The sequence below is a fragment of the Flavilitoribacter nigricans DSM 23189 = NBRC 102662 genome, from assembly GCF_002646595.1.
In the GTDB taxonomy this organism is placed as follows: Bacteria; Bacteroidota; Bacteroidia; order Chitinophagales; family Saprospiraceae; genus Flavilitoribacter; species Flavilitoribacter nigricans.
In genome coordinates this window covers 203,176-223,995 of record NZ_PDUD01000026.1, presented here as the reverse complement: position 1 = coordinate 223,995, position 20,820 = coordinate 203,176, and the positions used below count along the sequence as shown (strand labels likewise).

Sequence of the window (20,820 nt, the reverse complement as noted above, 5' to 3'; positions counted from 1 at the left end):
TTCCCTCTTTTTTGGTTTCCAGAGAGCGGAGGTGGGCAAAAAACCAAAAAAGGAGTAAAAAGTATGACATACCAATTTGCAAATACCCAAACCCTGGGTGCTCAACCGACCATCATCGATTCGAGACTTCGCCCTTACTGGCAACAAGCCCAGACCGGCGATATCAATGCTGTCTTTGAACTATCCCGATACCTCTATGCCCACGAAGGCTATTCGGAAGATCTGGACGGTGCGCTTTACTACAAATCCATCCTGGTAGAAAATTTCCCAGCTGAAAGGGATCCTTATACCTGCGCGGTGACGCTCATGGAGATCGGCATGATCTATGCGGAAAAAGCGATGCGGGAGGAGGCTTTGACCTGGTTCCGGAAGGCGTATGCATTTATCCAAGAGAACTACTCTTCTGACCAGCGCCTCCAGTTGATGGTGGAGATTGGATTTTTTGATTTCGTAGTGGAGAGTGGTTTTTCTATACACGAAATCGTAGGCCATAAAAGCAGCTAGGGCGCTGACTAAAAGATGAACCAAGCCGCACTTAAGCGCTTACTACTCCGGAGCTTTGGTTGTTTTATCCGTTGGATTATTCAAAATCCAATAATTTAAAATATATCGAACAAGACCTAATGCTCCGATAAGAACTATTCGATTTTGAAAAATACCTTTCTCCCAAATAGGTTTTCCCCTTTCATGTGCAAATAGTTTTCCTGTATGCACAATTGATGATCTTCTGGCGTAAATATCGCCGATCATCTTTCGGATTTTACTCTTTGAATAGAATCCGATGGAGTTTTCTTTTACAAAGTCATTAAACTTTCTAGTAGTCCTGTACCTATTCTGCCCACAACAATCACAAGTTTCCACAGCAAAGTCTTTAAATTTTAAATTAACAAGACCCTCTATAGATGTAACCAATGACACTATTGCCAGGGAACTAAGGTCATCCTGTATATTAATGGCCTGGTTGAAAAATACCACAGAATCGTTAAAGACGTCTTGGGATTCTTTGTCTAACTCAAAATACGCATCAAACCTTCTCTCTATATCCAGAGGGTAGTTTATTTTATCCCCAATATCGCTGACCCTTTTCGAATAGTCATCAAAGCTAACTTTTTCAATCCCCTTTCTTGGACTTTCTGAAAAGGCTGTTATTTCTTTTCTATTTCTGGGAAGCCATTTCTTTCCCCATTGAATTTTCTCCCCATTTGGGGGCAGGATTCTAAACCATCCGTCTTCATTTTCCCCTGAATAGTCGAAATGGTGGAAATTGGTAAAAACAGTCAATAGCTTAGTTATCAAATATTTAGGCAAAAGAACAAAATGGTCTTCCATTATCAAGGGAGCAGCTTGTTCTAAATTTATTGTCTCAATACCTGAGTCACGCAGGTTTTCTGCTCTTTTGAGGACCTCTCCTATATCCAAATAACTTTGGAATAGTTCATAAAATTTGCCCAAGTCAACTTCAAGTAAACTCATGTGATGATAATCGCCAAGTTCTATTTCTTCATTGAAGTCCTCATCAGGAAATATTTGGAAAACATCTCTATACACGAAGGCTTCTCTATAGGGAGTTTTGGTTAATACCGGATATTGATAGAACATAAACAGTAGATTTGATGAAGTGAATTCCGCGAAAGATAAGGCTGACTATTTTATTCAAGTAGAGCTTATAGTTTCAACTTATGAAGATGCTATTCCTTATATTTAGCATCATTTTTTTTACAATGTTCTTCAACTATTCCAACCCAATTATCGTACCAGTACCAAGCACCTTCGACCGTTACCCCTAAGTGCTTATCAGGGTTTTTAGCATCCTTCTCTTTCCAAAGTTCCGTATGATGATGCATCTTGAATTCCGTAAAACCTTTTTCGCGCATTCTCTCGACGATCTTCGAAGGTAGATGCTTTTTCTTTTCCTTTTCTTTAATCAGAACATATTCCTTATTTAACCCTTTTGCCTCTGGGGAATTTGCAGGAATAAATTCGATAACCTTATCGGCTTGACCTTTACGGTTAGCGGATTTGGGAACATATAAAACCCTGTATGAAAATCGAATATCATTGTACATTTCATGGGTTAATTCTTCATCGAAGTCATTTATATAAGTTGCAATGTTTTTTGGTAGATCTGTAAACTCCTTAAGTTGATCAGTCTGTTCTTCATTCAGGGTTGAAAATTGAAGAGATATTGAAAGGTGCTTGTCTATAGCATATTTTTCTCCGAAAAGCTTCTTGATATAGTGGTTAAAATTTAGACAGCATGATTGAAACCTAGCACTCAAATAATCATCAATTCTAGTGGTCATCTGATGTTCAATTTCATGTCTAAGCCCTATTAAAAATCTCAGATTAGAAGTAGTAACCTTATCAATCGGGCATTTGTCCTCATTTATGCATCGCTCTAATTCCCAATACTTATATGCGCCTCTTTTGGTCTTATCATATCGCTTTCGAGTATTCACAAGTTTATAATATCGGTAGTCAATATCATTTGTGCGATAATAAGCATGAAGTAAATACATCCACGCAATATTGGAAAGCACTATAAAGCTCTCCGATTTAAAAAGGATATTAGGGTTATTAAAAATTTGTACTGCAGAAAGCATAGCTTCCCTAGATTTAGTAATAAGTTCTGACTTCACAGACTTAACTCTCCGTTTTCTTTTCGCCATATTACTTACCAAATTAGATCAACCTAATCCAAAACAAACTACGTTCTTTCAAATAAATTCTTATTCAATAATTTACGGAACTTTTTTCCAAAAGTTTCGTACACTTAACTAGTTTTCTTAACTATGCATGGCGCTACGCGGCCATAATCCTTTTAGCAAGCACTCATGAAAATCGGATACGTCAGGTCCAGCACCAAAGAACAAAATTTGTCTTTGCAACTGGATGCTCTCAAAAAAGAAGGTTGCGAGAAGATCTACCAAGAAAAAATCAGCGGCGCAAAAGCTGCACGACCGGAACTCCAAAGAATGATCGAGCAACTTAGAGTGGGTGATATCATCATAATTTGGAAATTGGATCGAATGGGAAAATCCCTCCGGGATCTAATCAACCTGGTTAATGAGATCCAGAAAAAGGGAGCCGGATTAAAGTCTTTGAATGATGCCATAGATACCACGACCCCGCAAGGGAAATTGATCTTTCACTTGTTTGCATCCCTGGCGGAGTTTGAAAAAGACATTATCAGAGAACGAACCAAACCAGGATTGGAAGCGGCCAGAGCACGTGGCCGGGCAGGTGGCCGGCCGAAAGGACTGTCCAAAGAAGCGCAGGATAAGGCTATGGTTGCCGAAACGCTTTATACGAAAGGAGACAAAAGCGTTACTGAAATTTGTAAGCATTTGAATATTGCGAGAAGCACACTTTACAATTATCTCCGCTATAGAAATGTTAAGCTAAAATAATCTCGAACTCACTCTCACTAAACTTTTAAGAACTATCCAGACGCCAAAATTCAATGTTCTTAAAAAGAATTAAATTGTCGGCAAAAATAAACCCATCTAGATGGCAATAAAAAAATCGGAACTCTACAGTTCCTTATGGAAAAGCTGTGACGAATTACGCGGCAGTATGGATGCTAGCCAGTACAAAGACTATGTACTAGTATTGCTGTTCATGAAATATGTGTCGGATAAAGGCGATAAACTGGTGGACATTCCAGAAGGCGGAAGCTTTAGTGATATGGTCAAGCTCAAAGGTCAGTCTGATATTGGAGATAAGATCAACAAAATCATCGCTGCACTCGCCAAAGCTAATGATCTGAATGGAATTATTACAGTTGCCGATTTTAATGACGATGAGAAACTAGGGAAAGGGAAAGACAAAGTTGATCGACTAAGTAATTTGATCGAAATCTTTGAAAACGAAAACCTGGACTTCAGCAGCAACCGGGCAGAAAATGACGACATCCTTGGTGACGCTTATGAATACTTGATGCGTCACTTCGCTACCGAAAGTGGAAAAAGCAAAGGACAATTCTATACTCCTGCCGAAGTTTCTCGAGTAATGGCCAAGGTAATTGGCATTGAAAAATCAAAAAGCCAATCGGAAAGCATTTATGACCCCACTTGTGGTTCAGGTTCTCTCTTGCTAAAAGCGGCAGATGAGGCACCGCATGGTATTTCCATCTATGGCCAGGAGAATGATAACGCTACTCGCGCCCTGGCCGTCATGAATATGTGGTTACACGGAAATCCTGCATCAGAAATTGTACAGGGAAACACTTTAGCCAATCCGCTTTTTAAAGATGATACTACAGGTTTCTTAAAAACTTTTGATTATGCGGTTGCTAATCCGCCTTTCAGTAATAAGAATTGGACGAATGGACTGGACGCCGCTAATGACATATACAAACGCTTTGATGGCTATGAAATTCCTCCCCAGAAAAATGGCGATTATGCCTTTCTATTGCATTTAATTAAGTCCCTGAAAAGCAAAGGCAAAGGTGCAATTATTCTTCCTTTAGGGGTATTGTTCAGAGCAAATACAGAAGCCGAAATCCGTAAGAAAATTATTCAACGAGGCTATATCAAAGGAATTATTGGGTTACCTGCCAATCTGTTTTACGGTACTGGAATAGCTGCGGCCATCCTCGTGCTAGATAAAGAAGATGCATACCACCGCAAGGGCATTTTTATGATTGATGCAAGTAAGGGCTACATAAAAGACGGCAATAAAAACCGTTTGCGATCCCAGGACTTACATAAAATTGTAGATGTCTTCAACAAGCAACTGGAAATTGCCAAATACAGTAGGATGGTACCTTTGGCTGAAATATCGGATCCCAAGAACGGCTACAACCTGAATATTCCCAGATATATTGACAGTAAAGAGGAGGAAGACGTTCAGGATATTGACGCTCATTTGAATGGCGGTATTCCCAATAGAGATTTAGAGGCCATGAACCATTACTGGAAAATTTATCCAACACTTAAAAATCATCTTTTCAAAGCCGGCCGGCCTGGCTACTGGGATCTAAACATAGGAAATGAGGATATTAAAAATGTCATTTTCAAACACCCCGAGTTCTTGGCTTATTCTGAGGTCATGAAAACTGTTTTTGATTCTTGGAAAAACAAAAACACCGCTTATCTGAAAAGTCTAGAAGAAGGTTGCTATCCCAAAGAGGTCATTCATAAAATAGCGGAAGAACTGCTGCAAACTTATCATGGTAAAGACCTGGTGGATAAATATGCCATCTATCAATACCTGATGGATTATTGGGCAGAAACTATGCAAGATGATCTGTACGAATTGTCGGCAGATGGTTGGAAAGCAGGTAATGTGGTTACCCGGCTAGTAAAAAAAAGCAAAAAGAACGGTAAAGAAGTTGAAAAACAGATTGCAGGCATTGAAGGGCTGGAAGGACAGTTGATTCCCCCTTCCTTAATTATTCAGGAATACTTAGCTACTCATCAAGCAACAATTGATGCTCTTCAAAGTGATTTAGACAGCACTATAGATGAAATGGATGAATTTCGGGAGGAACATGGCGGTGAAGATGGATTACTAACCGAAGCACTGAATGATAAAGGGAATATCACTAAGGGAACTCTAAAGAGCCGCCAAAAGGAGCTTGGAAAAAGGAATGTAGAAAATGCCGAAGAATTTGACGTGCTCAAGCATTATGAAAAGCTTTTGGCCAAAGAGAGCAAAATCAAAACCGAGATTAAGAGCTCTTTGGCAGCGCTGGAGGTAAAAGTCATAGAGCAGTATCCAAAGCTGAGTATTGCAGAGATAAAAATGCTGATGGTAGATAAAAAATGGATAGCCGTTGTGGAAAGTCGTATCAAAGCGAAAATAGATGGAATTAGCCACCGATTAACCGAGCGAATCAAGGAACTGGGAGGACGCTACGAAACTCCCATGCCCAAACTAACCAAGGAGGTAGCTGAATTGGCTACAAAAGTTGAACTTCACCTAAGACAAATGAATTACAAATGGTAGAAGAAGTGAAAATAGTTGAAGGTTTTCAGCAAACTGAATTGGGGTTAATTCCCAAAGACTGGGAACTAAAAGTATTTGGAGATATTTCATTTATGAAAGGAAGGATAGGATGGCAAGGATTAAAGCAAGCAGAATTCACAATGCACCCTGATGACCCATTTTTGATAACTGGAATGAACTTCAAAGATGGTGAAATAAAATGGGATGAAGTATATCATGTTCCATTTGAGCGTTACCAGATTGCAAAGGAAATCCAACTAAAAGTTGGAGATGTCCTGATGACGAAAGATGGAACAATCGGCAAGTTACTTTATATAAAAAATATTCCTTACCCTTACAAAGCTACTTTAAATAGCCACCTACTTGTATTCAGGCCATTAAACAATAGTTACTATCCTCTTTATCTTTATTACAATTTATCATCTTCATATTTTAAGAATCACATAGAATTATATAAATCTGGAACTACATTTTTTGGCATTTCCCAGGAATCTGTAAGTAAATACCTAATCCCTCTCCCTCCTAACAAGGCCGAACAAACTGCCATTGCCATCGCCCTGAGTGATATAGATGCCTTGATAGAAAGATTGGAAAAGTTACTTGTAAAAAAACGGAATATCAAGCAAGGGGCCATACAGGAGTTGTTGAGGCCGAAGGAAGGGTGGGATTCTAAAGCATTAAAAGAAGTTTCATATATGAAAGGAAGGATAGGATGGCAAGGCCTCAAACAGGCTGAATTCACTATGAATCCTGATCAGCCATTCTTAATAACAGGAATGAATTTTAAAGATGGGGCGATTCGGTGGAGTGAAGTTTATCATGTGCCAGAAGATAGATATGAGATTGCAAAGGAAATACAATTAAAAGAAGATGATGTGTTGATGACCAAAGACGGTACTATAGGCAAGTTACTATATGTTTCTGAAATTCCTTATCCTCATAAAGCTACTCTAAACAGCCATCTACTGGTTTTCAGACCATTAAATGGAAGCTATAATCCGAAATTTCTATACTATCAATTAGATTCGAAATTGTTCAAAGATTTCATTGAATTACGAAAAACGGGGACAACATTTTTTGGAATTTCTCAAGAAGCAGTTGGAGACTACCAAATGTATTTACCAAGTCCAGAAGAACAAGAATTCGTTTCTAATACTCTATGGGCCATGGATGAAGAAATCGAACAAATAGAAACCCAACTATCCAAATACAAAATGCTCAAAACCGGTATGATGCAGGAATTATTAACCGGTAAAAAACGCTTAATATAATAAGTATGAGTGCTCAAAATCTCAGTTATTTTGAAGATCTGGTAATAGAGGGCTGTATTTGCCCACATGAAGATTCGATTCATCCAGACGGTGAACAGGCATTTTATCGGATTGTTAAACACAATCCAGCTACTTCAGATTGCTTTGTGTCACACCGAAAAAAGTATCCTACTAGAGAATTCTCAGATGAATGTATTGCTCGAGCGGTTTCCACCTTCAATAGCATCGAAGGTCTATTTAATGCCTTTATCCGGACTCCTGCAGGGAGAAAAAAAGAAAGGCTAGTTGCTACCTTGGTTTTAACGCAAACGGATGGGATGCTCAAACAGACTGCTCGTGAAGGGCATTACTCTTGGTGGCGTTCCCGGAATTTCGATTTCCGTTTGGTCAACGTCCAAAAAGTAAAACCATGAAACTACAGGTTGTTAAGGAACTTTATTATTACGAGATCCCTACCCTGCTGAGCTGCATAGATGCCCGGCAGTACAACTACCTGTTTGTTTTACTTGACGAAGACACGGAAGAATACATTGGTTTAAAGACCGATGCAGAGCGAACTGCAGCTTTCCTCAACGGGGAAACTGATCTACGCACCATCTTTCAATCCAATATTACTCATTTTCTGCTGGCAACTTATACTGATTCCAAAACCCTGGAAGCAACCAATTATACCGGTCCGGTCGATGAATCCATAATGCCTGCTCCTGGTCTGATCCTGCACCCCCCGGATACTTTGCTGGTTACCGAGGTGAAAAGAAACATCGTGGAGCGCCTGCAAAGTTCCGCCAGCTCAAAAGTAGGACAACTGGAACGAGCCACTCAAAACAGGGTTGTCACCTTGTTTCAGGAGATCCTGGACTACCGTTATCTTGGCAACTGGGAAGAGCGGGAAGGCAATAGCAATATTGAAGAACACATTTTAGTCCAATATCTAAGAAAAAATTACAATGGTAATTTAATTAGTAAGGCTCTTTACAAGCTTAATAAAGTCGCTGCCGACCAGAGTAAGACCCTGTACGACATCAATAAGGAAGTTTATACATTGCTGCGCTATGGCGTGAATGTGCAGCCTGAAATCGGGCAAAATAAAGTCACAGTCTGGTTGATCGATTGGCAAAATCCTATGAACAACGACTTTGCCATTGCGGAAGAAGTGAGTATCAAGGGTGTCCATAACAAACGCCCTGACATTGTCCTGTATGTGAATGGTATTGCCCTGGGCGTCCTTGAACTCAAGCGAAGTACGGTATCCGTTTCCGAAGGCATCCGTCAAAACCTGGATAATCAAAAGCATCTTTTTATTAAATCTTTCTTTGCTACGCTGCAATTCATTATGGCGGGTAATGATCACGAAGGCATTGCTTATGGAGCCATCGAAACTAAGGAGAAATATTATCTCAAGTGGAAGGAAGTTAATGAAGAACGAAATCCTAATGATCATTATTTGCTGCAACTGACCAAACCGATCCGAGATCAGGCAGCAAAGGTAGAGCATCGGCTCGATAAGTCCATTATCGAGATGCTAAACAAAAAGCGATTCATTGAGCTATTACACGATTTTGTCGTGTACGACCGGGGTATCAAAAAGCTGGCTCGACCGAATCAATACTTTGGTATCAGGGCCGCTCAGGAACACATCAGAAAACGGGAAGGGGGCATTATCTGGCATACTCAGGGAAGTGGCAAATCCCTGACGATGGTATGGCTTACAAAGTGGATTCGTGAAAACGTGGAGAATGCCCGTGTACTGATCATTACCGATCGGACAGAACTAGACGAGCAGATAGAAAAAGTTTTCAAAGGTGTAAACGAACAGATTTACCGAACCCGGAGCGGCCGAGATCTGATATCAAAGCTCAATGCCAACAGGCCCTGGCTGCTTTGCTCCCTGGTGCACAAATTTGGAGATAAGGAAGAGATCAATGAAACCGATGTAAACAACTACGTGCAAAGTCTTCGGCGCAGTTTACCCACCGACTTTACTGCAAAAGGTGATCTCTATGTTTTTGTAGATGAATGTCATCGCACGCAGAGTGGTAAATTGCATGAAGGCATGAAAGCATTGTTGCCCAATGCCTTGTTTATTGGCTTTACAGGAACGCCACTGCTCAAAAGAGATAAACAGACCAGCCTGGAAGTATTCGGGAAATACATTCACACCTACAAATTTGACGAGGCAGTTTCCGATAAGGTTGTGCTCGATCTTCGTTACGAAGCCAGAGATATAGAGCAGAAGATCACTAGCATGGATAAGATCGACCAGTGGTTCGATGCAAAAACCAGAGGCTTGACTGATCTTGCTAAGACGGAGCTAAAACAAAAATGGGGCACGCTGAAGAAAGTATTTAGCTCTAGATCCCGACTGGAAAAAATTGTAGCGGATGTTATGCTCGATATGGAAACCAAGGAACGTTTGCAGAATGGGCGTGGAAATGCATTATTAGTTTCCGAAAGTGTCTACAATGCCTGTCGTTATTACGAGTTATTCCAGAATGCTGGTTTGAAAAATTCAGCTATAATCACGTCCTATACCCCGTCTACATCCGATATAAAAGGAGAAGAGACCGGTGAAGGGTTGACCGAAAAGATGCTCAAATATGACATTTACCAAAAAATGTTAAATGGTAAAGATGTGGCAACGTTTGAAACGGAGGTTAAAAAGAAATTTGTAGACGAACCGGCTCAAATGAAACTACTTATTGTAGTGGATAAGCTTCTCACTGGTTTCGATGCACCTTCTGCCACCTATCTTTACATTGATAAAAGTATGAAAGACCACGGCTTATTCCAGGCAATTTGCCGGGTAAATCGTTTAGACGAGGATGATAAAGAATACGGCTATATCATCGACTATAAAGACCTATTTAAAAGCCTGAATAGATCCATTAAGGACTACACTTCTGAGGCCTTCGACGCCTATGATGCAGCAGATGTTGCCGGGTTATTGGAAAACCGGCTGAAGAAAGGAAAAGAACGATTAGACGATGCATTGGAAATTTTGCGCGCTCTTGTAGAACCAGTAGAGCCTCCCAAAGGGCAGATCCAGTTCCAGCATTATTTTGTGGGCGATCCTGAGAATCCAGATGCGTTGAAAGATACTGAGCCAAGAAGAGTGGCTCTATATAAAGCGGTCGTTTCCTTGATCCGCGCTTACGCCAATATTGCCGATGAAATGGAAGAAGTGGGATATCCCGAAGCTACAGCCCAACGTATCAAGGAAGAAGTGAAGTACTACGAAAACCTACGGAAGGAGATTCAAATTGCTAGCGGAGATTACATCGACCTAAAGCAATACGAGCCCGCTATGCGGCATTTGATAGATGCTTACATTGGGGCTGAGGAAAGCCGAATGCTTTCTAGCTTTGATGACCTAAGTTTGGTAGAACTCATTGTTGAAAAAGGCAAAGACGGGCTTGAAAGTCTTCCACCCCGGCTCCGAAATGACCGAGACGCAATGTCGGAAACTATTGAAAATAACCTTCGAAAAGTCATCATTGAGGAAAGCCCCACCAACCCGATGTACTATGAGAAAATGAGTATTTTACTGGATGAACTCATTAAACTCAGAAAAGAGAAAACAGCAGAATACGAAAGATACCTGGACGAGATCGTTGAGTTAACAAAGAAAGTCAAGAAACCAAGTACATCTTCCGCCTATCCTTCATCAATTGATACTAATGCTAAAAGAGCATTATATGATAACCTGGGAAAGGATGAGTTCTTAGCCAATTCACTGGATGAGGCCATCCGGTACACCAAAAAAGATGCCTGGCGGGATAATCGATTCAAACAGAAGGAAGTCAAATTGGTCATAGAAGAAAAACTGAAAGAAAAAGGAACGGTAACACCGGATGAGATCGACAGGATCTTTGAGATTGTCAAGAAACAGTCTGATTATTAATGAATCAACTCACAATAGGCGACATTACAGTGGATGTTGTCCGGAAGGATATTAAGAACATGCACCTCGCCGTTTACCCCCCAACCGGTCGGGTTCGTATAGCGGCCCCATTACGGATCAATGATGATGCGATCCGCTTGTTTGCTATTTCTAAACTGGCATGGATTAAACGGCATCAACGGAATTTTGAAGACCAGGAACGCATTACTCCCCGGGAATACAAAGAAAGAGAAAGTCACTATTTTCAGGGAGAAAGATATTTGCTGAGGATCAAGGAAACCAATGGTCCAGGAAGGGTTGACTTAACAAGCAAGACTTATCTAGATGTCTACGTAAAGCCAAGCGCTGATGCTACATACATTAAAAAAGTGATCGACAAATGGTATCGATCCGAACTTAAAAAAGTGCTTCCCGAAATGGTCAACCGTTGGGAACAAAAGATCGGAGTGACCATTGACTTTTTGGGGATCAAGCAAATGAAGACCAAATGGGGCTCTTGCAACATTGACAAGAAACGGATCTGGTTAAATCTGGAACTTGCAAAGAAGCCATTCCAATGCCTGGAATACATTTTGGTCCACGAAATGGTGCACTTACTGGAAAGACATCATAATGAGAGGTTTAGGGCTTACATGGATCAGTATTTGCCGAACTGGAAGCAATTTAAGGATGAGCTTAATCGATTGCCTGTAAGTCATGCAGATTGGGATTATTAACTTTTAAGATAACTAGAATAAGTACTGCCCTCCCCCACTTATCGATATTCCGAAATTGATTAAATCAAAAAACTCAAATGAAGAAGAATAACTTCTGGATGGTCAGAGCCGGTGAAGGTGGCCGGTTAATTGAGGATTTCCTCTCCAAAAATATCGTTGCGATTGGATGGAATGACCTGGGGGGCTTAAACAATATTGAAGATCTCGATCAGCTTAAAGCAAAATTTAGAGAGATTTATCCAGAGGCTAGTGATGGTCAAGTCAACAATAATGCGGGACAGATCTATCGTTTTCTGAGAGTTTTCAAAGAAGGAGATCACGTTGTCACATATGATTCATCAGGACGAATTTACTCAGTCGGTAAAATAACTTCAGATTACCGGTATGATTCCAATTTGATCGAATACCATCATATCCGGGATGTAGAATGGCTCAGAAAGGTCCCTAGAGATGATTTGTCAACAACTTCAAAGAACTCCCTTGGCTCTACCCTTTCCATCTTTCAAATCAAAGATCTTACTGTCAAAGAACTATTAGGAAAACCGGTAGACAAAGAGGAAGAAATTGAAAGAGAGGAAGAAACGCTAGATGTCATAAAAGAGGACATGGAGGCAAAGGCCCTTGAGTTTATCAAAGATCAAGTATTTCAGCTAAGTTGGGAGGATATGGAGGAACTAGTAGCTGGGGTCTTAAGGGGCATGGGATACAAAACTATTATGACTCCCAAAGGCTCAGATCGGGGGAAAGATATAATGGCTTCACCTGATGGATTGGGATTAGAAGATCCTAAAATTTTGGTGGAGGTCAAGCACCGAAAAGCTTCAATGGGATCGAGCGATGTAAGAAGCTTTTTAGGTGGATTGAGAGCGAATGAAAAAGGTGTCTATGTTTCAACTGGAGGATTTTCCAAAGAAGCCAGATATGAAGCTGACCGAGCGATTAATCCAACTACTCTAGTAGATCTTGACATGCTGGTTAGTCTTATCATTCAGCACTATGATAATTTTGATCCAGAGACGAGGGCGTTGGTGCCGTTGAAGAAGATTTATTGGCCTCTGTAGAGCATATTTTTAGCATAATCTACTTCGATTGTCTGACACTTTTTGAGAAATAAAAATTCTACCGTATGCCCCAAGAACAAGACCCTAATCCCGAGAAGCTTGATTTGAGAAAACTAAATTTAGCTTTAGATGGATTAACTGAAGAGCCATATAAACCTAGAAAAGTAGAGTTGACTGAGGGTGAATTGCTGAATGAAATTGCATTTCATGAAGCTAGTCATCTTGTTTTTCAGGCATTGATCTGTAAGCATACCGATGATTTCACAAGGCCAAGGGGAATAGAAACGTATACCAATGATGAAGGGATACCAAGTGGCCAAGTTATTGGATTTGATTCTAAAATCTTCAATGGTGGGTTTCCTTCAACAGCCAAAAAATTGTATGATGACCTATGTCAATTCTATGCTTCTAATCGGCTTAGTGCAATTTATGATCTGTTCTCGTTGATGGCAGGATATTGTTCTTACCCAATTTTCGTTTCCCCAGGAGAATCAGATTTTATCCCAGTTGCTGAGCATGACACTAAGGAAGGTGTTCAACTGAAAGCAAAATATTATAATTTAGAAAATGCACCACCAAGCCAATTTGCAGTTAAAGACCTTTACCGTGTTAAGCATTTGTTACGATGTATAGGTCAAGAAGAAAACTACCTTTCAATCCTTAAAAGTGTGGCCAATGATATTATGGAATTAATGAAAAGAAAAAGTGTCAATGACTCAATTAGATTTGTCAGAAATCAGCTATTAAAAAAGGAAACTGGCGGTAAAATTGAAGGTGATAAATTAGAAGAGATCTGGGAGAAAATTAATGACTTGACCAATAAAGTAGATTTGCTTGAGATTATCAAAAAGAATTACGGTTACCTAGACCTTGAGTAACCAGCACAACGTGCACAAGATCGAACAATTTACAAAACCTTAATCTTGTGCATTCTAACTAAAAGCATATCAGGCTATTAGACCAGGTGCACAAGATGCACAACTTATTTTCACCAAAAAACTCTAGAACTTTTTTCCTAAAGCGAAATTCCTGACAAACATTTGGTTTTCAATGGATTTACAATTCAGTACTCCATTGGTAAGATTTCTTCTTTTCAGCAGCAACTTTACTCCTACTCCAGATCCTTCATAGATAAAAATTGCCTCGATAATTTGCAATTATCAAAACAATTGAGTTTTTTTACCCAAAATAAATGAGTATATGGCAGACAAGAAAGGATTGAATTGCATCAAAGCCGTTCTTAAAAGCCAGGGCCGGTCACAAAGTTGGCTGGCAGATCAGATGGGACTGAACTACAACACAGTCAATGGTTGGTGTAACAACCGAAATCAACCTTATTTATCTGATTTGGTGAAGGTTGCCGGTTTGCTTGAAGTAGCGCCGGCGGATCTAATAACGGATGGCACAAAAAAAGGAAAAGGCCTGAGTGAGACTCAGACCTTGTATAATTTCGCATAAATCTTTGAAAACGACTGCTAAAATGACTGCTGGGTGCAACCAGCTTTCATAACTCATTGATTAACAACTGCATCTTCAAAGCTTCAGCGGTCCGGACGGGACTCGAACCCGCGACCCCATGCGTGACAGGCATGTATTCTAACCAACTGAACTACCGGACCAAAATTTCTGAACAAACATTCTAGGCTGATCAATTAGAAGCTAAACGGGACTTGAGCCCGCGGCGCTCCCGAAAAAATCGGGATATTCTAACCAACTGAACTGTCGAACGTTTATTGTTGTGTGCCATCCTTCGATTGGCGAGTGCAAATGTAAAACGCATTTTTGAATCGTGCAATAGGTAGGGAAAAAAAATTAAAAAAAATTTTACATCTCACCACGATAGTCCTGCTTATTGCTAATTTTGCACAGCCTATGCTGAGCCTTAGCGAGGAGATGAAACGTAGAAGATGGTTTTAGGTTCAGGACGATTCTGGAAAAGGGAAGCCCGCCGGGCGGTTAGTACCGGTTCCAACCATCAATCAAACTTTAATGTGATTCAATCACGGGCCCCGTGGGAAGTGATTGGTTAAAATCCATGCTTATGGTCTTTTTGGATTTCGAGAAACCTTTAGAGAAATTGTACGAGCAGCTTGAAAAACTCAAGCAGGTAGGGGAAGAAGGGATCGTGGATGTCTCCGAAACGGTAAAGGAGCTCGAGAACAAGATCAAGAATACGCGTAAAGAGATCTACAGTAATCTGACGGGCTGGCAGAAAGTACAGCTTTCCCGCCATCCGGAGCGACCCTACACGCTGTATTATATCCGGGAAATGTCCCGCAAATTCGTGGAATTGCACGGCGACCGTTGTTTCAAAGACGACAAGGCGATCGTGGGCGGCCTGGCCAATCTGGACGGGCAGACGGTAATGATCATCGGTCACCAGAAGGGGGTGAATACCAAGATGCGGCAGTACCGCAACTTCGGTATGGCCAACCCGGAAGGTTACCGGAAGGCGCTGCGGCTGATGAAAATGGCCGAGCGGTTCGATATCCCGGTGGCTTGTCTGATCGATACGCCGGGTGCCTATCCGGGCATCGAGGCCGAGGAGCGCGGACAGGCGGAAGCGATCGCCCGCAACCTGCTGGAAATGGCCCAGCTGAAAGTACCCATCGTGTGTGTGGTGATCGGTGAAGGTGCATCGGGCGGTGCTATCGGTATCGGCCTGGGCGACCGGGTCTATATGATGGAGAATACCTGGTACTCGGTTATTTCTCCCGAATCCTGCTCTTCTATACTCTGGCATAGCTGGGACTACAAAGAACAGGCGGCGGAAGCGCTGAAGCTGACCCCGGATCACATGCTGGAATTCGGCCTGATCGACGACATCATCAAGGAACCTCTGGGAGGCGCCCACACGGCTCCGGAGGAGATGGCCAAACTACTCAAACGACAGATCAAGAAGGCTATTTCCGAATTGCAGGAAATGTCCGTAGAAGATAGGATCGAGGCCAGAATCAACAAGTATGCCGTGATGGGTGTTTATGGTACAGCAGAGGAAGATTCCCTGATGACCGAAAAGGAAAACCAATAACCCTCCAATCGCATACTTATGAGAAACCTCAACGACTTACGTCTCTACTTTCATCGGCGAAAGTTGAACAAACAACTGAAGTCCAGGCCCCAGGCTGCCATCCGGCAGCCGGTCAATCTGGAAACAGCGGCTACTGTCGGCATTTTGTTTGATGCCACCGAGCTGAAAGAGCGCAATACGGTGCTGAAGTTCGCCGAGAATTTGGAAAAGCGGTCGAAAAAAGTCAAACTGCTCGGGTACTTTGACAACAAGATGGAAGGCGATAACTTTACCTTCCCCTTCTATACCCAGAATGAGCTGGACTGGACCCGCATCCCCCAGGGAGAAGAAGTGAAAAAATTCCTGGATCAAAAATTTGACCTTCTATTCGTCCTGCGTCCTCAGGTAGACATCCACATGGAATACATTGCCGCGCTGGCTTACGCTCACCTGAAAGTCGGCCCTTGCACGGAACATACGTATTGTTTCGATCTGATGATCGATACTGACCCTAAACAACCACTATCGCATTTTATTAGCCAGGTTGAACAGTTACTGAAGCAGACAAATGTCAAAGAACAAAAAGTTACGTCCGTTTAGTGGTACCGGGGTGGCCCTGATTACACCTTTCCGCAATTACGCTATTGATTATCCCGCACTCGGTGAAATTATCAACTTTGTGATTGATAGTAGCGTCGATTATGTGGTGTCGCTGGGTACAACCGGGGAGGCGATCACGCTGAGCTCCCTGGAATGCCGACAGATTCTGGATTTTACGATCGAACAGGTCGATGGCCGCGTGCCGGTAGTGGCCGGTTATTTCGGCAGTAATTATACTGAGAAACTGGTCAACAGCGTCCGGGAGTATAACTTCGACGGAGTCGATGCCATTATGTCCAGTAGCCCGGCCTACAGCAAGCCGCCGCAGGAAGGCATCTACCGACACTATATGCAACTGGCGGAAGCTTCTTCCCGACCCATCATCATCTACAATGTACCGGGTAGAACGGCGAGCAATGTGACCGCCAATACCATTTTACGACTGGCCCGCGCCAGCGAGCAATTCGTGGCGGTGAAGGAAGCTTCCGGTGATCTGGTACAGGCTACCAAGATCCTGAAGGAGCGTCCCGATCACCTGACGGTATTATCCGGAGAGGATCCGCTGACGCTGCCCATGATCGGTGCGGGAGCGGATGGAGTGATCTCGGTGATCGCCAATGTATTTCCCGCTCATTTTTCGGAAATGGTCCGTGCGGCGCTGGCCGGTGATTTTGCCAGAGCCCGCCAGCTGAATTTCGATCTGCTCGACGTTCATCCCTGGCTGTACATCGAAAATAATCCGGTGGGGATCAAGGCGGCCATGGAAATTGCCGGACTTTGCAGTAAGGAAGTACGGATACCACTGGTATCGCTTTCCGATCCGAATTATCTGCAATTGAAGGCAGCTATGGACCGGGTCCCGGAATTCAGAAAGGCCTGACAGATCGGGAATATATCATACAGAAAGCGGCGCGACTGGTTAACCAATCGCGCCGCTTTCTGTATCAGCAATTCGCTATTTTACTTTTCCACAATACTATCGTAAAGTACCTGGTGGAGCCGGGCACGAATATTCAGATCGTACAACATCCGGCGATCCCGGGTGGGGTATACCCGATTGGACATAAAGACCAGTAATAAGCCGTTTTCGGGATCGGCCCAGGTAAAAGTACCGGTAAAACCCGTGTGGCCGAAACTTTTCGGGCTGGCGGACTCGGCCATATAGCTACCTTCCTCCGGATACTCTACCGGCGGCTTGTCAAAGCCCAGGCCGCGGCGATTGTCTTCCTCACAATACTGACAACGGGTGAATTCCTGCAGTGTACTTTCGGCAATGATCCGCTCTCCGCCGTAGGTGCCGTAATTGAGGTACATCTGCATCAGTTTGGCCAGATCCAGTGTGGAGCCGAAAAGTCCGGCATTTCCGGATACGCCGCCCATCATAGCGGCGCCCTCATCATGTACCGATCCCCGGACCTGCAGGTGGCGGAAAAAATCGTCGTTTTCCGTCGGTACCATGCGATCCATTGGAAAATAGCGCAGTGGGTTGTAGGTTAGGGTATAGGCCCCCAGTGGCTCGTAGATCTCTTTTTTTAGATAAGTTTCGTAATCCGAACCGGTCAGATCGGCGATCATGTCCGGCAACATAAAGAACAGTAGACCGGAATAGACATAGCCCGGCTCTTTGTTCAGGGGCGAGCGGTCGATCGCCTTATACATTTTTTTCTGGTACTTGCGGTGCAGCCACAGGTTGTCGGTAATGCGCACACTGTAATTTCGGGTGGAATCCGCACGGAAGGTGCGGCCGCGAAAATTACCATCGTTAACGGCCTGGGTATTCCAGCCTTCTTCCCAGGGATAACGGGCGCTGCTCTTTAGCGTACCGATCCAGTACGGAATATAGGGCTTCAGACGGGCGTTGTGGGCCAGCATCTGCCGGAAACTGAGCTCGGCCTTGTTGGAGCGTTTGCGGATCTTGATATAGTCCTTGAGCTGGGCGTCCAGATTGAATTTGCCTTCGCCGTGCAGTTTCATCAGGGCCGGTAGCGGTCCGGTTACCTTTGTAATGGAGGCAAAGTCGTACAGGTCATCTTTTTCCACCGGTTCCTTCCCTTCGTAGGTATGGGTGCCGAACGTTTCGTGGTAGATCACCTGACCGTCTTTGGCCACCAGTACCTGAGCGCCGGGATAGGCGCCCTCTCGAATCCCTTCTTCGACGATGGCTTGTATGCTATCTTGCAGCAGTTTCCCGTTCATGCCCGCCATTTCCGGAAAGGTAAAGGAGAAGCGTTTGCCGCCTCTGGTCTGAAAACCGGTTCCTTGCGAAAAATAGTCGACAGTAAACGGGAGTTTCCCGCTGGCGCCCAATCCGCCGAATACGATCTGGGCGGCTACGGATTGCTGGAACAGGCCGGTATGGGACATAGCAAGAACGGCTTTGGCTCCCTGCAGGTCCGGCCACGGGCCGGACTGACGACGTCCCACTACAATTGCCACAGTGGGAAGCTTCGCCTTAATGGTTTTGATCACATTTTCATATTCCTCCCAGGGCGAGGGCTCATTCACGCCAAGCGTATAATTTTTGATGCCGAGGATCACCAGGTTGAATTGTTGGGGCAGTTGATCGACCCAGGCCTGCGCGTCGCTCTCGGAGAGTCGACTTTCGGGCATCAGCGTCGTGATGCGGGTATAATTTTCCAGTCCTTCCTGCAGTGCCTGACCTTCCACGAAGGGCTGTCCCTTCACTTCCAGGGTATCAAAACCGATGGGCAGATAGGCAATGCGGAGATTACCCAGGTCTTTCAGCGGAATGGTCTCGTCCAGGTTTTCCAGCAGGGCGACGTTCTTTTCAGCGAGTCTGAACTGATCGACCAAAATGTCCGGTGTGAAATTTTGGGACCAAAGACCGGATGCCCAGCAACAGGAAAAAATGATCAAGCAGGAAAATTTGCGGTAGCGATTCATCTTTCTTACGTATTTTCAACCCAAAAGCTATGTCTGCTCGGTTTTCTGATTTTTTAAAATATTACGGGCTGCTGATCTCAGCGGCCGTTTTACTAACTGCCTGCCAAGGTACGAAATCACTCACATCTAAAGAACGGCGCAGCCTGGATCAATTGGTCGATGAAAACCCGGTGTTCAAAAAAAGCTTCACCGGTTTTGCCCTGTACGATCCGGCGGAAAAAGAATGGCTCTACCAGAAAGATGCCCATCTGTACTACACACCGGCTTCCAATACCAAGATCCTGACGCTCTACACCGCGCTGGAAGTGCTGGGCGATTCCTTCCCGCTACTACACTACGAACGCCGGCAGGACTCTCTGGTCTTCTGGGGAAGCGGTAATCCGGCACTGCTCGATCCGACATTACCCATGTCTACGGACGCCGTGGCCTTTTTGCAGGCACACGACGGGCCGCTATTTTTCACCCACGCTGCGTTCAATGACCGCCGTTTCGGATCGGGCTGGGCCTGGGATGATTTCCCGTATTATTACCAGCCGGAAAAAGTGGGCCTGCCGGTATACGGCAATTTTGTAGAATTTATCCGGGACAAGCAAACGGAGCGGGTGAAGGTCTGGCCCAAATATTTTGAGCGATTCGTAGAAGAGGATCCGGAATTGTATCCCCGCAGCGACAATGCAGTGATCGTTCGGGATGAACACCAGAATCGCTTTCGTCTGAATGCGGCCGCTCTGACCGGCAAGCCCTACCGCCGGTATGTGCCATTCCACTATACACCACAGTTGGTACTGGGCGTATTACAGGATACGCTGAGCCGAAATGTCTATTACCTACCGAAATTCAGCAAAAATACTGCAAACGTCCTGAGTAGTCCGCGTCCGGATACCCTCTACCGGAAACTCATGCAGCAAAGCGATAATTTCATTGCTGAGCAATTGCTGCTGATGTGTTCTGATAAGTTGTTCGGGGAAATGAATACCCGCCGGATGATCTCCTACGCGCAGGACAGCCTGCTCGCTGCGGCCCCGGATCGCTACGAATGGGTGGATGGATCGGGGCTCTCCCGCTACAATTTATTTACGCCCCGGAGTGTGGTTTATGTCTTGGAGCAACTGTATCAGAAAATGCCGGAAAAATGGTTGTTTGAAGTGTTTCCGGCTGGAGGTAAAGAAGGGACCATCCAAAACTGGTACGGACCTGCGGATGGCGGTGCTCCCTTTGTGTTTGCCAAAACGGGATCATTGCGGCACCGTCATTGCCTGAGTGGTTATGTGCGTACGCGCTCCGGCAAAACGCTGATCTTTAGTTTTATGCACAACAACTTTACGGGGAGTTCCAATGCGGTCAAGGAGCAAATGGATCTTATCCTGCGGTGGATCAACGCTGAGCTGTAAATAAAAAAGACCTT

17 protein-coding genes and 1 tRNA gene are annotated in these 20,820 nt (G+C 43.7%); 14 read left to right on the top strand and 4 right to left on the bottom strand.

Going from position 1 to position 20,820, the window contains the following annotated elements; genetic code table 11:
* Nucleotides 1-63 precede the first annotated feature (63 nt).
* Nucleotides 64-504, top strand: coding sequence for a hypothetical protein (locus CRP01_RS22700; protein ID WP_099152404.1), 441 nt, complete (start codon nt 64-66; stop codon nt 502-504).
* 42 nt (nt 505-546) lie between these two features.
* On the opposite strand, the gene CRP01_RS22695 is transcribed toward CRP01_RS22700, so the two are convergent.
* Together CRP01_RS22695 and CRP01_RS22690 are read right to left on the bottom strand one after the other, a co-directional pair.
* Nucleotides 547-1,599: a HEPN domain-containing protein gene (locus CRP01_RS22695; protein WP_099152403.1), complete on the bottom strand. Its 1,053-nt coding sequence runs from the start codon at nt 1,597-1,599 to the stop codon at nt 547-549.
* An 89-nt stretch (nt 1,600-1,688) separates the two neighbouring features.
* Nucleotides 1,689-2,639 carry a DUF3644 domain-containing protein gene (locus tag CRP01_RS22690; protein ID WP_222845796.1) on the bottom strand — a complete coding sequence of 317 codons (951 nt, stop codon included), beginning with the start codon at nt 2,637-2,639 and terminating at the stop codon, nt 1,689-1,691.
* A gap of 195 nt (nt 2,640-2,834) precedes the next feature.
* Between CRP01_RS22690 and CRP01_RS22685 the strand changes: the two genes are divergently transcribed.
* The 9 genes from CRP01_RS22685 (at nt 2,835) to CRP01_RS22645 (ending at nt 14,359) form a co-directional block, all read left to right on the top strand.
* Nucleotides 2,835-3,410, top strand: coding sequence for a recombinase family protein (locus CRP01_RS22685; protein WP_099152401.1), 576 nt, complete (start codon nt 2,835-2,837; stop codon nt 3,408-3,410).
* Nucleotides 3,411-3,510: 100 nt separating this feature from the next.
* On the top strand, nt 3,511-5,952 hold the full coding sequence (locus CRP01_RS22680) for a type I restriction-modification system subunit M (RefSeq protein ID WP_099152400.1): 2,442 nt from the start codon (nt 3,511-3,513) through the stop codon (nt 5,950-5,952).
* Nucleotides 5,946-7,223, top strand: a complete 1,278-nt coding sequence (locus tag CRP01_RS22675; protein ID WP_099152399.1) for a restriction endonuclease subunit S — start codon at nt 5,946-5,948, stop codon at nt 7,221-7,223. The genes CRP01_RS22680 and CRP01_RS22675 overlap by 7 nt, the downstream gene beginning before the upstream one ends.
* Before the next feature lie 5 nt (nt 7,224-7,228).
* On the top strand, nt 7,229-7,636 hold the full coding sequence (locus CRP01_RS41920; protein WP_143473500.1) for a hypothetical protein: 408 nt from the start codon (nt 7,229-7,231) through the stop codon (nt 7,634-7,636).
* Nucleotides 7,633-11,124 carry a type I restriction endonuclease subunit R gene (locus CRP01_RS22665; protein WP_222845795.1) on the top strand — a complete coding sequence of 1,164 codons (3,492 nt, stop codon included), beginning with the start codon at nt 7,633-7,635 and terminating at the stop codon, nt 11,122-11,124. Before CRP01_RS41920 ends, CRP01_RS22665 begins: the two co-directional genes overlap by 4 nt.
* Entirely contained in the window at nt 11,124-11,840 is a 717-nt protein-coding gene (locus CRP01_RS22660) for a M48 family metallopeptidase (protein WP_099152397.1), read from the top strand. The genes CRP01_RS22665 and CRP01_RS22660 overlap by 1 nt, the downstream gene beginning before the upstream one ends.
* 77 nt (nt 11,841-11,917) lie before the next feature.
* Nucleotides 11,918-12,901: a restriction endonuclease gene (locus tag CRP01_RS22655; RefSeq protein WP_099152396.1), complete on the top strand. Its 984-nt coding sequence runs from the start codon at nt 11,918-11,920 to the stop codon at nt 12,899-12,901.
* 65 nt (nt 12,902-12,966) lie between these two features.
* Entirely contained in the window at nt 12,967-13,779 is an 813-nt protein-coding gene (locus CRP01_RS22650) for a hypothetical protein (protein WP_099152395.1), read from the top strand.
* Nucleotides 13,780-14,101: 322 nt separating this feature from the next.
* Entirely contained in the window at nt 14,102-14,359 is a 258-nt protein-coding gene (locus CRP01_RS22645) for a helix-turn-helix domain-containing protein (protein ID WP_222845794.1), read from the top strand.
* Nucleotides 14,360-14,446: 87 nt separating this feature from the next.
* Here CRP01_RS22645 and CRP01_RS22640 read toward each other — a convergent pair.
* Nucleotides 14,447-14,520, bottom strand: a tRNA-Asp gene (locus CRP01_RS22640).
* A 422-nt stretch (nt 14,521-14,942) separates the two neighbouring features.
* On the opposite strand from CRP01_RS22640, the gene CRP01_RS22635 reads away from it, so the two are divergent.
* The 3 genes from CRP01_RS22635 to dapA are packed head-to-tail and all read left to right on the top strand — an operon-like array spanning nt 14,943 to nt 17,391.
* Complete coding sequence (locus CRP01_RS22635; protein ID WP_099152394.1) at nt 14,943-15,932, top strand: acetyl-CoA carboxylase carboxyltransferase subunit alpha; 990 nt, start codon at nt 14,943-14,945, stop codon at nt 15,930-15,932.
* A gap of 18 nt (nt 15,933-15,950) precedes the next feature.
* Entirely contained in the window at nt 15,951-16,511 is a 561-nt protein-coding gene (locus CRP01_RS22630) for a DUF6913 domain-containing protein (RefSeq protein WP_143473499.1), read from the top strand.
* On the top strand, nt 16,480-17,391 hold the full coding sequence (dapA, locus tag CRP01_RS22625; RefSeq protein WP_099152392.1) for a 4-hydroxy-tetrahydrodipicolinate synthase: 912 nt from the start codon (nt 16,480-16,482) through the stop codon (nt 17,389-17,391). Before CRP01_RS22630 ends, dapA begins: the two co-directional genes overlap by 32 nt.
* 80 nt (nt 17,392-17,471) lie before the next feature.
* Here dapA and CRP01_RS22620 read toward each other — a convergent pair whose 3' ends face one another.
* A complete protein-coding gene (locus CRP01_RS22620; protein WP_099152391.1) occupies nt 17,472-19,415 on the bottom strand; it encodes a serine hydrolase domain-containing protein in 1,944 nt (647 codons plus the stop codon).
* 29 nt (nt 19,416-19,444) lie between these two features.
* On the opposite strand from CRP01_RS22620, the gene CRP01_RS22615 reads away from it, so the two are divergent.
* Nucleotides 19,445-20,806 (top strand): D-alanyl-D-alanine carboxypeptidase/D-alanyl-D-alanine-endopeptidase, encoded by a 1,362-nt coding sequence (locus CRP01_RS22615; RefSeq protein WP_099152390.1) that lies wholly within the window; start codon nt 19,445-19,447, stop codon nt 20,804-20,806.
* Nucleotides 20,807-20,820 lie beyond the last annotated feature (14 nt).